At 47.1% G+C, this 13,683-nt stretch carries 14 protein-coding genes; 8 read left to right on the forward strand and 6 right to left on the reverse strand.

The window, feature by feature from the left end:
* Positions 1 to 59 precede the first annotated feature (59 nt).
* From ACYZZ0_RS07825 to ACYZZ0_RS07840, 4 genes are all read left to right on the forward strand, one after another.
* Positions 60 to 1,169: a hypothetical protein gene (locus ACYZZ0_RS07825; RefSeq protein WP_461536045.1), complete on the forward strand. Its 1,110-nt coding sequence runs from the start codon at positions 60 to 62 to the stop codon at positions 1,167 to 1,169.
* Between the two features lie 108 nt (positions 1,170 to 1,277).
* The gene (locus ACYZZ0_RS07830) at positions 1,278 to 1,985 is read left to right on the forward strand and encodes a hypothetical protein (RefSeq protein ID WP_461536046.1); all 708 of its coding nucleotides are present in this window, start codon (positions 1,278 to 1,280) and stop codon (positions 1,983 to 1,985) included.
* 75 nt (positions 1,986 to 2,060) lie between these two features.
* Entirely contained in the window at positions 2,061 to 2,714 is a 654-nt protein-coding gene (gene elbB, locus ACYZZ0_RS07835; RefSeq protein WP_461536047.1) for an isoprenoid biosynthesis glyoxalase ElbB, read from the forward strand.
* A 96-nt stretch (positions 2,715 to 2,810) separates the two neighbouring features.
* Positions 2,811 to 3,443 carry a MarC family protein gene (locus tag ACYZZ0_RS07840; protein ID WP_461536048.1) on the forward strand — a complete coding sequence of 211 codons (633 nt, stop codon included), beginning with the start codon at positions 2,811 to 2,813 and terminating at the stop codon, positions 3,441 to 3,443.
* A 43-nt stretch (positions 3,444 to 3,486) separates the two neighbouring features.
* Here ACYZZ0_RS07840 and ACYZZ0_RS07845 read toward each other — a convergent pair whose 3' ends face one another.
* Complete coding sequence (locus ACYZZ0_RS07845; RefSeq protein WP_461536049.1) at positions 3,487 to 4,026, reverse strand: adenine phosphoribosyltransferase; 540 nt, start codon at positions 4,024 to 4,026, stop codon at positions 3,487 to 3,489.
* Between the two features lie 688 nt (positions 4,027 to 4,714).
* On the opposite strand from ACYZZ0_RS07845, the gene ACYZZ0_RS07850 reads away from it, so the two are divergent.
* Positions 4,715 to 5,500 carry a DeoR/GlpR family DNA-binding transcription regulator gene (locus ACYZZ0_RS07850; RefSeq protein WP_461536050.1) on the forward strand — a complete coding sequence of 262 codons (786 nt, stop codon included), beginning with the start codon at positions 4,715 to 4,717 and terminating at the stop codon, positions 5,498 to 5,500.
* Positions 5,501 to 5,590: 90 nt separating this feature from the next.
* On the opposite strand, the gene cspE is transcribed toward ACYZZ0_RS07850, so the two are convergent.
* Positions 5,591 to 5,806: a transcription antiterminator/RNA stability regulator CspE gene (gene cspE, locus ACYZZ0_RS07855; protein ID WP_461536051.1), complete on the reverse strand. Its 216-nt coding sequence runs from the start codon at positions 5,804 to 5,806 to the stop codon at positions 5,591 to 5,593.
* Between the two features lie 326 nt (positions 5,807 to 6,132).
* On the opposite strand from cspE, the gene ACYZZ0_RS07860 reads away from it, so the two are divergent.
* Complete coding sequence (locus tag ACYZZ0_RS07860) at positions 6,133 to 6,384, forward strand: hypothetical protein (protein WP_461536052.1); 252 nt, start codon at positions 6,133 to 6,135, stop codon at positions 6,382 to 6,384.
* 2 nt (positions 6,385 to 6,386) lie between these two features.
* Here ACYZZ0_RS07860 and mltA read toward each other — a convergent pair whose 3' ends face one another.
* Positions 6,387 to 7,532 (reverse strand): murein transglycosylase A, encoded by a 1,146-nt coding sequence (mltA, locus tag ACYZZ0_RS07865; RefSeq protein ID WP_461536053.1) that lies wholly within the window; start codon positions 7,530 to 7,532, stop codon positions 6,387 to 6,389.
* A gap of 92 nt (positions 7,533 to 7,624) precedes the next feature.
* On the reverse strand, positions 7,625 to 8,395 hold the full coding sequence (fnr, locus tag ACYZZ0_RS07870; protein ID WP_461536054.1) for a fumarate/nitrate reduction transcriptional regulator Fnr: 771 nt from the start codon (positions 8,393 to 8,395) through the stop codon (positions 7,625 to 7,627).
* Positions 8,396 to 8,661: 266 nt separating this feature from the next.
* Here fnr and ACYZZ0_RS07875 point away from each other — a divergent pair, with 266 nt between their 5' ends.
* A complete protein-coding gene (locus ACYZZ0_RS07875; protein ID WP_461536055.1) occupies positions 8,662 to 10,488 on the forward strand; it encodes a coiled-coil domain-containing protein in 1,827 nt (608 codons plus the stop codon).
* 130 nt (positions 10,489 to 10,618) lie between these two features.
* Positions 10,619 to 11,917, forward strand: coding sequence for an MFS transporter (locus ACYZZ0_RS07880; protein ID WP_461536056.1), 1,299 nt, complete (start codon positions 10,619 to 10,621; stop codon positions 11,915 to 11,917).
* A 6-nt stretch (positions 11,918 to 11,923) separates the two neighbouring features.
* Here the strand turns inward: ACYZZ0_RS07880 and ACYZZ0_RS07885 are convergent, their stop codons facing one another.
* Both ACYZZ0_RS07885 and cyaY read right to left on the reverse strand, forming a co-directional pair.
* A complete protein-coding gene (locus tag ACYZZ0_RS07885; RefSeq protein ID WP_461536057.1) occupies positions 11,924 to 12,853 on the reverse strand; it encodes a radical SAM protein in 930 nt (309 codons plus the stop codon).
* Positions 12,854 to 13,241: 388 nt separating this feature from the next.
* Positions 13,242 to 13,571: an iron donor protein CyaY gene (cyaY, locus tag ACYZZ0_RS07890; RefSeq protein ID WP_461536058.1), complete on the reverse strand. Its 330-nt coding sequence runs from the start codon at positions 13,569 to 13,571 to the stop codon at positions 13,242 to 13,244.
* Positions 13,572 to 13,683: the final 112 nt, after the last annotated feature.

Genomic DNA, 13,683 nt, shown 5'->3' on the forward strand with positions numbered 1-13,683 from the left:
TCAAGGAAGAGCCTGTTTCATGCCCTGCTCTCTGTTTCTAATCAGGCCGGCTACATCTCATGGCCGGTGATTTCGATCCCTCGGTCCGTTCTGGATCGATTCAGTCTCTATACCCTTCTTCCTCTGAAGAGCTCACCACACAGCCGTCTTCTGGCAAACTCGGTCGATTCAATGTTCAGGCCCTGTCTTCTGAGGAAACAACACCTTTATTAACGCTACAGCCCCGTGAATCAGGTTTTCCGTCAAAGGAACTATCGGAATACAGCAGTGTTGAGCCCACAGAAGGGCATGGATTTGTTAAGGAAGCTGTCGATACCCAACAGCTCAAGAAAGGTATTCAGAAAAAAGCAGGCAAGCTTAAGAAAGACGTTCGCGCATTTAAAAAAGACCAAAGCAATCTTGAGCGTGGTTCAGACAAGAGAAGTAAAGCTGTTGGTAAACAAAAGGTCGCTCTGGGTGGGAAAGCAGGCAAAGCCCAGCACAAGGCCGATCTGGCCAAGCTTAAAGTCGCCCATTACGAACAGCTGCATCAGGACATTGTCCGTTATAAAACTATTGAAATGCCACAGGACAGGGAAGTCTCTGAGTCCACCGAAGGAGTTGATGACAGGAACGTAAAAAAAGCAGCTAAAGCCTATCATCGAGAGCATGACAAACTGTCAGCCCTTGAAACTGATGTCGGAAAAAAGCTTGGAAAAGCCCGGAGCAAGGCTAGAAAGGCGGAAAAGTCTATCGAGGGTGCACGTAAGCAGGATAAAAAAGATATCAGACAGGCAAAGCGGGATGCTGAAAAAGCAGTAAAAAGAGAAGCTCAGGCAAAACAAAGACAGGAAGCAAGAGAGAATGCAGCGCTAAACAGACAACAGAAAGCGCTGAATAAAAAGGATCCGACTTTAAAGGACGTCAGAACAACCGGTGCAGGCAAGAAAAAGCAAACACAGTCTACAAATTCTTCCGCTGCTGCACTGCAGGATACTGCTCGTAGAAATTTCACTCAGTTGAAGACGTTGATAACCAAAGCCCGGAATTCATCTCAGCTGGAAACAGTCAAACAGCAGATAGCCAGAAACCCCTTTATCTCCGAGTCACAGAGGGAACAGCTAATGGATGAGGTGATGGCAAAACAAATATCCATGCTTCCCAAGCCACCCAGTGGTTTCCCGGGATAATTCCAATCGCTATATAAAAATCATTTTTATTTCGATACTTAGCTATAGTGCTATGGCAGGCACCTTATACTGAATAGATAGGAAAAATACTTTATCAGGGATGCGGCAATGGTTTTAGGTCCTATCACAAGTGGGATTCTCAGCGATATCACCAACCTCCACAATGATGCATCCGATATCAAAGCCTTCCACGAAGAACTAAAGCACGGATCCAAAAAACATAATGGACGCAAGGTTTCATACTCTCCCAGATTTGCCCGCCAGCATTTCAAAAAAACATCCAAAAGTGCTCGATATCCTTCTGCAAGAAAACCGCGAAAAATAAGAGGCATCCCGGGCAAACAAGTTACCTCCAAACTGAAGCCACCCGCACAGGCAGGAAAAAGACGACCAAGCTCCCCATTACCTAAAGAGCCACCCAGGGCCATGTTGGAGCTAAAACGTCAGAACGAAGCTCGAGCAGCAGGTCCCGCAGGCTTATCACCTTCCGACAAACTCGGGAAGAACGATCTCTTTAATGACTTGATGGGCATCTGCAAAGAAATCAAAACACCCAAGGTAGCGATTGAGTTCAAACAAACTCTTAACGAGCGCTTCGGAAAAGGGCTGGATAGACAAGAAGTTCGGAGGCTACAGTCCATGCTCGTCTACAAGCTGAAGCAAATGGCAACCAACCCCAAAGTATCAGATCAACTCACATCAAAGCTGTTGAGGACGCTTGTCGGCCCCTCATCCGCAGAAGATATTCTTAAAATCAAAGATGCTGCAGAGATTGATGAGTTACAACGCCGGCTTGATGACCTTCGTCGGGGTTAATTCATTCTGTTCTGCTCCCACTCTGACCTGTCATAATATCGCCTGAATTCTATCCTCCTTACGAAAAGGTCTGCCATGAGTAAAAAAATTGCAGTTGTCCTTTCCGGCTGTGGCGTATTCGACGGCGCAGAAATTCATGAGTCTGTTCTCACACTGCTACGGCTGGATCAGCAAGGCGCAACGTATCAGTGTTTTGCCCCTGATATTTCGCAACACCATGTCGTTAATCATATAACCGGTGAAGAAATGCCGGAAAAGCGCAATGTGTTGATTGAATCAGCCCGGATTGCCCGGGGAGAAATCGAACCTTTATCAAAGCTCGATGCTGGTGATTTTGACGGCATTATTCTGCCAGGCGGATTCGGCGCTGCAAAAAACCTGTGTGACTTTGCCTTCAAAGATTCTGAGCTGACCGTAGAATCAAGTGTCATCCAGGCTGTTCAGGCATTTATTGATCAACAAAAGCCGGTTGGTCTTGCCTGCATTGCACCCGCTATGACAGGTATATTATTTGGCAATAACGCACGTTGCACCATTGGCAACGACCCGGATACAGCCAGTGCCATTGAGGAAACCGGTGCAACCCATGTTGAATGTCCGGTCAATGAAATCGTGGTCGATGAAGCTCGAAAACTGGTAACAACCCCAGCTTATATGCTGGCAACCCGAATCAGCGAAGCCGCTGAAGGCCTGTTCAAAATGGTCGATAAGATTCTCGATCTGAGTTAAAAATCGCTCGTAAACCTGCACTGTGAAACCACTATAGCCAGTTAACGCTTCAACTATTATTGGTTTTTCATTCCCTGAAAGCAGTGCGGGTTATTCATGTCCCATCAGGAATTATTGCACGACTTTTTTCTTTTATTTGCAGTCATTGATCCCATCGGCAGTGTGCCGCTATTCCTGTCACTTACTACGAGATACTCCGCCTACGAACAAAAACATATTGCTCGACGTTCAACCTTCTACAGCTTCGTAATACTGCTGGGTTTTCTGTTAGTCGGGCAAATCCTGCTGAAAACCATGGGTATCAGACTGGGAGCCTTTCAGATTGCCGGAGGTTTGATTCTGTTTCTATTCGGATTACAAATGGTTTTCAAACCGGACATTGAGGAAGCAGAAGGGCATAAGGAAAGTGGACATGATATTGCTGTTTTCCCGCTTGCTATACCGTCTCTGGCGAGCCCCGGTGCTATCACAGCTATTGTTGTATTAACCGACAACTACCATCACGATTACCTGGATCAGCTTATGGTCTGTGGCTTATTACTGATGGTGCTGCTTATCGCTTACACAATGCTTCGGGTTGCAAGATCGCTGTACAACCTGTTGGGGGAGAATGGAACGGCTATTCTTGTGCGGGTCATGGGACTGATGCTCTCTGCTCTCGCAGTTGAAACAGTCGTAGAAGGGATCAGCAATATCTTTGACGTCACACTGCGCCCACTGGTTATTTAGTTTTGACTAAGACTAACCAGTGAGCAACAGTACTCAGGCCAGGTTACAGCCCGGCGTACTCACACAGAGCGTGGCACTTGATACCTGCAGCGGTGAGTTTTTCGCTGCCTTTTAGATCCGGCAGATCAATAATCGCAGCGGCTTCGATTACTTCCGCACCAACACGGCTGACCAGAGAATGGGCTGCCAGCAACGTACCACCGGTTGCAATCAGGTCATCAATCAGCAGCACTTTATCGTCACTGTTGATATCACCTTCGTGTACTTCCAGCTCTGCTTCACCATATTCTAGTGCATATTTCTGACTCAGGGTCTTGCCTGGCAGTTTGCCTTTCTTGCGAAACAGTACCAACGGCAGTTCAAGCTTATAGGCCAGTGTTGACCCCAGCAGAAAACCGCGGGCATCCATTGCACCAATAGAGGTGATACCACTGTCCTTGTAACGCTGCTCAAACGCGTCAATTACACGTCGGAAGGCTTCTGGGTTAGTAAAGACGGGAGTCACGTCACGAAACTGCACGCCTTCACTCGGCCAATCCGGAACAGTGCGAATTACGCTTTTCAAGTAGCTTTCAATCGTCATATATTACCTGTGTCGTACTTTTCAGGCAGGAAACCAACTGTTGATAACAAATAAAATATCCACAGAAACTGTGGATAAGTCTGTGATAAACGGCATTCTCCACAGCTGAAAGATTGATTAAATCTGGGCTGCAGACAAATTGATCAGAAATTACTCACACGAGTGTTCCAGTCTGGAAAACACCTTAAAACAAGCGACGCTTACCATGCACCAGACAGCATTCAACGTCAAATGCAGTTATCTTCAGCCAGAATCACTGAATCAATAATTAAACGAGCAAGGTTTTATAGTAGCCAAGGAAAATATCCGCACCTGCTTTCCGCGACTATCACTACCCACCCAATACCAGCGAAACAATAACGGCTTCAGAATAGCAGCTCATATTCGAGTTGCTTTCAACCTTTTACTGACCTGCGGTTTCTACCAACACCAGAACACTCAATTGACTCAAGTCAATTTTTAAAGCGAATACTTCAGGTACAACAATTAAGGAGATACAAATGACTACCGACAAGAAATTCAAAGCCGCCGTTTTGCAGCAACAGTACATATCCCTGCAAAACCGATAGATTGATATACTCTTGAGAGACGATTTTTCACCCGTAACAGCCATATCGACTTGCCCTGTATAACAAGCAGGCTGTTATTTACAGATTTCCAATGACTGAATCCTGCAAGGGGTATTAAAGTGCTAGCTTTAGAAAGGCGCGAGCGCATCCTGAGTTATTTACGCCAACACGAATACGGCAATGTTGAAGCCCTTGCTGAGTGGCTGGATGTATCCAGCATGACGATTCGTCGCGACCTGAAGAAGATGGAAGCCGATGGCACTATCCGCCGGACTCATGGCGGCGCAACCATCAGCCAGTTTATTCAGAACCAGCCTCATACCGAACAGCGGGAATCCAGCAGCCCTGACGAAAAGGCTGCCATTGGTGCCTATGCCGCATCACTGGTTCAGGATGGTCACTCCATTCTGCTGGATGCCGGTACCACCTGCATGCAGGTTGCCCGTAACCTGACTCAGCACCGGATTCAGGTCGTTACTCCAGATCTGGCACAGGCCCTGTTTCTGAGTCGCTTCAGCAATATCAAAGTCTTTATTGCCGGTGGTTCCGTTGATGATGCCACCATGTCCTGCCTGGGCGGCAGTGCCGATCGTTTCCTGGACAGCATCCATGTTGATATTTCCTTTATTGGCTGCACATCCTGGGATCTGCACCGGGGTATTACCTCTCCGACAGAAAGCCGCAGCCTGCAAAAGCGCAAAATGCACCGCCGCGCCAATACCACTGTCGTTCTGGCAGACAGTAAAAAGTACGGTCAGTATTCATTCCACAAGATTATGAATCTGAGCGAGCCGGATCTGATCATTACTGACCAGAACCTGAGTGAAACAGACGTAGAAGCGATGAAGTCTGCCAATGTCAGCCTTTACCAGGCTCCGCCTCTGACAGACAAGCCTATCGGTTAATTTTTACAATTTAGCCAAATAAAAAAGAGCGCTGAATAAAATACCCAGCGCTCTTTTTTTGTTTCTGAAACTTGCCATTCAAACTACATATCAGGTGGTTACCGGGCTGACATTTACAGCCTGCAGCCCTTTTTGCCCCTGTTCAACTTCAAAAGTAACAGCCTGCCCTTCTGTCAAACTTCTGAACCCTTCACCCACGATGGCTCGGAAGTGAACAAAAACATCTGCTCCGCCATCGTCCTGGGCAATAAAGCCAAAGCCTTTCTCTTCATTGAACCATTTCACGGTGCCGGTCAACCTGGCCATAACATCTCCAGAATTTCGTTTGTACTTCAACGGACGTATAAAACGTTTATAAAGTTGATAAGGGTTAATAGGGGGGCTGTTATCTATAACCTATAACTTTTAACTCTTAATTTTTAACTGCTTAAAATTAAAATCAGATAAATCGTTATAACCAGACTTAACAGCACGTAAGGTGATTTAACCTTAGGCAACTTTAAAAGATTGTACAAATTCACAAGCTGCTAAAAATGTAACCGTGCAGCCATGCCGCCTTCTGACTGTTCAGACAACGGTCAAAATGCGATAGCCTTTGAAAGATTCAGTAACTATTCCAAAGAGAAAGTAGATTGATTGTTTATCTGACAAAGCTGGTAGTGCTGGCACTGATATGCCTGATTGTTCCGCCCCTGCTTTTAGTTCGCAGTGCCCAAAAGCGAGGACAGGATCCCTCGACCGCACTGGTCAAGGGGCTGATTATCGGTTTGATTTCTTTATTTGTACTGGTCCTGATTGTTGATGACGGCTCCCGTATCAAAGTCGGACCTTATCAGTCTCGGCCAGTAACTGCGGTGACAACAGTAGCATCGGATATTAGCTAAGTTTACTTCGCCCCAGCCGGCACCATGACAAACAGTTTGCCGCCGGCATTCTGATATCCGGCCAATGAGGCGCCGTGCTCTCCCATACCAAAATAAATATCGGCCCGTACCGGGCCCTTGATTGCAGAACCTACATCCTGGGCAACCATGGCATGTTGGAACGGCTGGCCTGTTGTTGTTACCTCAGTATCCAGCCACAGTGGAACACCCAGCGGTATCCGGTCATTATCAACAGCAGCAGAACGGCCCGGAGTCAGGACGACTCCCTGAGCTCCCAGAGGCCCTCGATCAATCTGTCTGAAAAAGATAAAGTCCGGATTGGTAAACAGCACTTCATCCTGTCGTTCAGGATGATCTTTCAGCCACTGTTTGATGCTTTGCATTGAAACCTGTTCCAGCATACCCTGCTGTTTCATATAGCGGCCAATGGCAAAGTATTTGTGCCCGTTTCTGGCAGCGATTCTGACATGCATATATTCCCCGTCTTCAAAGTGGAGAATGCCCGAGCCCTGAATATGCAGAAAGATGCGTTCAACCGGATCTTCCAGCCAGGCTACAACAGTGTCGTCATAGTCACCTTGCTGTTCGCGACGATTAATGCCTTCACGGTCTTCATAGGGAACCAGCCAGCCGTTACGAACCTTGCCGTAAAGGCGACCTTTTAAATCAGGGTTAAAATTCTGCAGACTCAGCTGTACAAGATCATCCGGCACACCAAGCAGTGGCGTTGGAAAGGCGTCAGTTTTTTCTCTGCTGGCAGGTATAACCGGCAGGTAATAGCCTGTGAAAAGCCCGGGTTCCTGAGGGGATAACTGATAAACACTGAAATGTGTTTCGAAGAACTGTCGGTAACCGCCGTCGCTTACCTGACTTAATTGCCCACACAAGGCAGTCCACTGTTCGTAAGTACCAAACAGGGCAGGCTCCATAGCACCTGACTTTCGGGCAAATTTCTGGCAGCTGGCTAACAGAACCGGAGCCAGAGCTGCTGCTTCCTGCTCGCTCCAGCCTTGCATCATGGCGAAGCTGGCGGGTACATACTCTTCCACTGATTCAGGCTCCGGTGTGGTTTGTTTCAGTACACCACACCCGGACAAAAACAGCATCAGCAGCAAAGATAATTTTCTGACAGCTCCAATCGTGCCCATTATTTAGCTCATCCCTGTATTTAGCCAAGCGGTATCAGTGAATCTTTTTCATGATACCGCTCCAGGAAAACCATGGATATACAATAGGCTGATCAGCACATGCAGCGACTAATCGCCCGGTGGCTCAAACCATTTGGCAGATGATCCAGACTGGCGGCCTGTAGCAGTGCTTCCTGGTCCAGAATCTGGATTTCCTTGCGCTCGATGGTGATCACCTTGCTTTTAACAAAGCGACTCAGCATACGACTAACGGTTTCTACTGTAAGCCCCAGATAGTTACCAATATCAATACGGGACATGGAAAGCCGGAAACGGGAAGCCGACATATTACGGTTGGCATTACGCTCGGAGATAGTTAACAGGAGTGTTGCGACACGCTGCTCCGCTGTCTTTTTACTCAACAGGGTAATCAGCTGTTGCTCAGCGGTAATTTCCTGACTCATCAGCTGCATAAAGTGCATCTGCAGTTCCGGCAACTGTTGCGTCAGCTGCCGGAATTTGGCGAATGGAATTTCACATACCGATGTAACTTCCAGCGCAACAGCAGAACTGGCATAAGTCTGGTTACTCAGGCCATCCAGTCCCATTACCTCCCCCGGGAAATAGAAACCGTTAACCTGTTCATCCCCATTATCCATGACCTGGTAAGTTTTGACACAACCGGAGCGCACCGCGAAAACAGAAGTAAAAGGATCGCCCATGTGAAACACATGCTCGCCCTTGTGTAGCACCCGGTTTCTTTTAACCACCTCATCCAGCTTGGCGATATCATTTTGTTCCAGTGCGATGGGCAGGCAGATCTTGCCCATCCGGCATTCCTGGCAGCTCATTTGAGAGCGGTGAGAGCAGATCACTTCCAGCATGTGTGTTTATAGATTCTTCTATTGTCGGTGATATTTTTATGGGAAGGGATTTTATCAAGAGTGCCGACAGAAGGAAATCAAAGATACACCGGTGCCGGTTTCAGGTTGCCATAAAGGATACATCAGTCTCTTGATCTGGATCGCAAGTTACAAAAAAACAGTCTTAACCCTATTACCGCTAAAGGATCAGTTTTGTGTTAAAGCCTAATATCCGCGAACAGTTCAGCTATTCTTAATCCGACTTCCATAAAATATGAAGAACAATCATGTGGATGTGTATATATCAATATATTGTTCTGCTGTGCGTATTATTTATCACTCTGCCAGCAAGAGTTTCTGCTGTAACGCTGTACACAGTTGAGGTCGATCGAGAGGAATCTATCGAAACAGCTGGATACAATTTTCTGATTACAGAGCAGAGTCAGAGCCCTCCTTCCACTCTGTCAGGAAAGATTTATCTTTCTAAAAAAAGGACACCGAAAGCAATATGGATAGAACAATTCACTCCTGCTGACAGCGGTCTCAGGGTTCTGCAAGATCTCAATGGAAAAATGGAGAAATCAGTTACGGTATCTCCCCAGAAAATAGACTGGAGTGATCGCTGGAATGGACCAGTCAGAGGTATAAACAAAGTTCGCTACAATTTAGAGATCTCTGATGACATAGCCCTATCTTCAGCTTGGTGTGATGTTGTCACATATGTAGCGTTTTTGTTTCCGTCACTGGCAAAAGAAAACCCATTTAAATGGCCTGCTAAAGACACCCGGGATTTTATTCTACCAGCCGTTATTATGAGTAAGGATCATGCCCCTGAGCGTCCTTCATTTGATACAACACGTCGCAGAAAGCGCAGGGTAACAGTTCTTTTAGAAGACTCAGAAGATGATCAGGAATATACCGATGCAAGTGAAAGCCATAGTAAAACAATATATTGCTCCATATGTAGAGCAACATGCACTGAGATGGAAGCAGTGCCTGTTGTTATAGACTTCAGGTCAAGTGAGACCAATACAACGCCTATTGTACTGGATTCAGAAGTTTCATCACCCAGTACAAGTAAAAAAGCCAAAAAAGAAAAACAACTTACATGCTTGAAGTGCGGTAATTCTTATCCAGAGTCTGATCAACGCACTCACCAACAAACATGCCCACAGCAATCCAAAAAGCAACGCAGGGGAAAAAAAGATACAGGAAATACCAGTTCATCGACAAGAAGCTCAAGAACACCTTCTGCCAATACCTCCGTAAGTCCATTTTCAATACGCCGGGACGCGATACATAAGTCGCTAGAAGAGTTCAAGGGAGTTTTAGACCAGCAATGTCTCGATTTTGAGCAGCAACTATCTCAGCTAAAAAAAGATCAATTATCCTTTAGCAAGGAAAAACAAAGCTTTAAAGAAAAGCAAAAAGAGCACGATCGAAAAGAAGCTGAACTTCTTCGAGAGAAACAAGAGTTCGAGGAAGAGAAAACTGGTTTCAGAGCAGAACTTACACGCTTGATGTCTCAAGAGTCCGAGCTAAATCAGGAAAAACTACATCACGCAGAAACTCAGCGTCACCTTGAAAAAGTAACGGCTGAACTTTCAACTCTAAGAGACACCTTGTGCAACTTAGGCAAAAGCAGCTCAGAAAAAAGCGGGGTTCCTCTTCCTGTATTGACTCCGCTTTCACAGCCAACACCACCTGCACATCATCTGACTCTTCCGAGGCCTACACCTAGCTCACCCTTTATACCAATACCAGCTACTATGGAGTCGTCTATGGCACTAAGCATGCCAACGAGCACGACTCATACAACTACAACACCCCCAACTGCCTTGCCACCACCTCAACAGTTTGCAGTTATGGCTGCCAGCGCAAATCAGTCAAGTAATGCTAGCCGTCTGACATTTCCCGCTCCTGGTATGATGTGGCTCCAGTCAAGCTCATCCAGGAATGCTGTAATAATCCCTTCTTCCGCTTTATCAGGGTTTCAACAATTGCCTGCAAATATACTCCAAATGCCACCCAGCATTCCTTTCTCCTTTCCAGTTGCTCAAACCTCCCCACAACAAGCAAATAATTCATCAAGATCAGGAACTCCAACCCAATAATTCAGCAATATTTAGAACTTTTATTGGAATGTAGGTATTCAGCAAAAGTAAAAGTTGCTGCCTATATTCTGATAAGCCTATCTAATCAGATGAATCTCAGATTCAGTGCCTAGCTACTACCAATATCACCATGCAAGAGCATAAGAAAATTAAGCACAAGAGCTGGAAGTATGTTGTCATTGTTAGTCTTGGAGGGCTGCTCGAAACTTACGATTTTCTGATCTATGCCCTAATGTCTCCCTACATCAGTCAGCTGTTTTTTCCTGCAGAAGAAATGACGAATAGCCTGTTGATGACTTTTATCATTTTTTCTGTCGGCTACCTGTCTCGCCCTTTGGGCGGTGCACTGTTTGGTCATCAGGGCGATCACAGCGGTAGAAAGAAACCTTTTACCTGGACCATTCTGCTGATGGCCAGCGCTACCTTTTTGATGGGTTGCCTGCCTGTTTACGATCAGATTGGTATTTGGGCACCAGCCATCCTGATTCTGCTTCGTTTACTGCAAGGCATATCCATGGGAGGCGAAGTTGGCGGTGCATTTACTTACCTTAGCGAATCAACCCCACAGCGCCGGGCGACAGTCACTGCTGCAGCTATGTGCGGTATGAGCCTGGGGTTTGTTGTCGGCCATCTGGTTCATGCACTGCTACTTTATCTGCTTCAGTCGGAAGGCATGTTTGCCGGAGGCTGGCGTATTCCTTTTATTCTGGGTGGGATATTGGGCATTGTCGGCTATATCATTCGCAAGAATTTTCAGGAAACAGCCGCATTTCGACAGCTCCAAAAGAAACAGGAATATTCACGGATACCGATCAAGACCCTGTTCGCAAAATATCCCCTGAATGTACTCTGCGGCATTTTTTGCATTGCCATTCACAGCATTACGCTGGTGCTGTTTATTATTTTCTTTCCGTCGTACTTACAGGCGATTCACCCTGAAAAGAATCTGGCGGCGGTTGGCGGTCTGGCCATGTTTATTGCTGCAGTCAGTGTTATTCCGGTGGGTATCTGGCTGGACAAAATAGATATTCGCAAAGTACTGAAAGTGACTGTAAGCAGTGAGCTGCTTCTCGGCTTGCCACTGGTCTGGCTGCTGTTCGAGCAACCTCAGCTGACAGCAACAATTCTGATTATCAGCAGCCTGCAGGTTGCCCTGAATGCAGCCACCCTGATTACGCTGACAACAACACTATTCCCGACTGCAGTTCGTTACTCGGGTATTGCTGTCAGCTATAACCTTGGCTTTGCTATCGGGGGCTTTACACCCGTATTGGCAACACTTTTACCAAGCCTGCTTGGCTACTCATGGGCAGCAGGCTACCTACTGCTTGGTTGCGGAATACTGGGAGTCGTTACCCTCAAGATATACGACCGACTGAAAATTCCTTTTCCTCTCAACCAGAAACAATCCCGCCTATCGCCCACGTGAAAAAAATCAACCAATTTCACTGCATGAAGAACCGAGAGAAAAACAGCTGAAACAGCGATGATGTTTCATACTGACCCGGGCTTCCATACTTTCCCGCAGGGTTCCGCCCAGATCATACTCAGGATCATCATCCACCAGCGTGCAGGCATAGACCCGCATTTTGCCTTCACTCTTCACCACCATTTTGCTGAAAGCGCACATAAAGTGACCACGACTTTCGGCGGTGTGATAACTGGTCATACAGTCTTCACTGATATGAGGTGTGGTGATGTGACTACCCGGCGGATGGAAGTCAGGAAAGGCCACCAGTCGCATGTCGGTCGGGATATGATATCGCCGGAACAGTTCACGATACTCGGCTTCTACAGCAGGCGTATCTTCATCCGCTGCCATCTGCCGGGCAACAGAAACAGGGAAGCCCAGTTTATGCAGTGCGCTGATGCCCTGCAGCGCCTGATCAAAACTTCCTTCTCCCCTTCCAGCATCATGTTTTTCCTGATCAGGCCAGTCGATACTGATACGGAATGATATCGGATGCTTACTGTTTTGCAGGGTTTCAATCTGCTTCAAACGCTTCAGAACCGGTTCGGTACCATTGGTCAGCACGAGGCAGGGACGATGATCAGATGCCAGCTGCAGGATTTTGACCATATCCTTGGCAACAAAAGGCTCGCCACCAGTGAACGAAAATTGCTCAACCCCCAGATCCACCGCCTCATGAATAAACGGTTCAACATCCTGCAGTTTAACCAATCCCAGACGGTCATCAGCCGGCTTTGAGCCCTCAAGACAAAACGGACAGGACAAGTTGCATGCCGTCCCGGTCATAAACCACAGTTCACGCAGCATGTGCGGCTGAATATAGCCTCGCGGATCACCCGCAGGTGTCTGATACCAGGCCTCACTTCGAGCCGGTTGCCGGCAAATAACGTCCATGACAGTTCCTTGTGACTTTTAAAGTCAACACACTCGATCAATACTCAAAATCAATAAAACTACAACCTGATGTTTTATACGGCGTTACAGCGGCCGTGGATTCAAGTCGTACTTATTTACCAAAAGCTAGGGAGCGTTCTCAATCAAACATATGACCAGTTCATCACGCAGGCTCTCAGGCAAGGCGAACGGTGAAGGGCATGGTGGTTCCATGTTCGAGACGTTCAACGCGGCATGAGAGCCTGCGTGATGAACCCGAAGGGCCACTCATGGTTTACGCCAGAACCGCGTTGCTCACTGTTCATGTGGAATAACCACACCGCACAGTTCGCGCCTTGCCTGACGTAAACCATGAGCGGCTGGTCATATGTTTGATTGAGAACGCTTCCTAGTCGAGTACCAATTCGATCTCTTCTTCCGCCTGCTCACTGCAACAGCGATTGAGTACCTCAAGGAATTCATCACCGGAACTGTCGCAAACCCAGCTCTCTGACGCATCGTCATAATCAAAATGGAAGCCGCCGCTACGGGCTGCCAGCCACAGCTGAGTCACCGGCGTTTGACGACTCAGAATCACTTTACTGTCGTTCTCAAACGTCAGTGTCAAAATGCCGGCGGCATTTTCAGTATCAATATCCAGCTCGGCATCTTCGATGGCATCCTCAATTGCCAGCATCAGGTCATCCAGTTGTTGATTGAACTGACTTTCGTTCATCATTTTTGCAACAGCCCTATCCAGAAATAAACAACAGCCTCTCCGCCCGGGCTTGTTCGCAACCCGGCTTAAGGCGGGTATACTGTCTGCAATCCGGGTTTCGAAAACAAGGAAA

The sequence above is a fragment of the Spongorhabdus nitratireducens genome (genome assembly GCA_947387575.1).
Classification (GTDB): Bacteria; Pseudomonadota; Gammaproteobacteria; order Pseudomonadales; family Endozoicomonadaceae; genus CANDOC01.

Excerpts from the sequence above, each read along its gene's own strand:
- ACYZZ0_RS07825 (WP_461536045.1), top strand. The coding sequence starts at position 60 with ATGGCCGGTGATTTCGATCCCTCGGTCCGTTCTGGATCGATTCAGTCT.
- ACYZZ0_RS07830 (WP_461536046.1), top strand. The coding sequence starts at position 1,278 with ATGGTTTTAGGTCCTATCACAAGTGGGATTCTCAGCGATATCACCAAC.
- elbB (WP_461536047.1), top strand. The coding sequence starts at position 2,061 with ATGAGTAAAAAAATTGCAGTTGTCCTTTCCGGCTGTGGCGTATTCGAC.
- ACYZZ0_RS07840 (WP_461536048.1), top strand. The coding sequence starts at position 2,811 with ATGTCCCATCAGGAATTATTGCACGACTTTTTTCTTTTATTTGCAGTC.
- ACYZZ0_RS07845 (WP_461536049.1), bottom strand. The coding sequence starts at position 4,026 with ATGACGATTGAAAGCTACTTGAAAAGCGTAATTCGCACTGTTCCGGAT.
- cspE (WP_461536051.1), bottom strand. The coding sequence starts at position 5,806 with ATGGCCAGGTTGACCGGCACCGTGAAATGGTTCAATGAAGAGAAAGGC.
- mltA (WP_461536053.1), bottom strand. The coding sequence starts at position 7,532 with ATGGGCACGATTGGAGCTGTCAGAAAATTATCTTTGCTGCTGATGCTG.
- fnr (WP_461536054.1), bottom strand. The coding sequence starts at position 8,395 with ATGCTGGAAGTGATCTGCTCTCACCGCTCTCAAATGAGCTGCCAGGAA.
- ACYZZ0_RS07875 (WP_461536055.1), top strand. The coding sequence starts at position 8,662 with ATGTGGATGTGTATATATCAATATATTGTTCTGCTGTGCGTATTATTT.
- ACYZZ0_RS07880 (WP_461536056.1), top strand. The coding sequence starts at position 10,619 with ATGCAAGAGCATAAGAAAATTAAGCACAAGAGCTGGAAGTATGTTGTC.
- ACYZZ0_RS07885 (WP_461536057.1), bottom strand. The coding sequence starts at position 12,853 with ATGGACGTTATTTGCCGGCAACCGGCTCGAAGTGAGGCCTGGTATCAG.
- cyaY (WP_461536058.1), bottom strand. The coding sequence starts at position 13,571 with ATGATGAACGAAAGTCAGTTCAATCAACAACTGGATGACCTGATGCTG.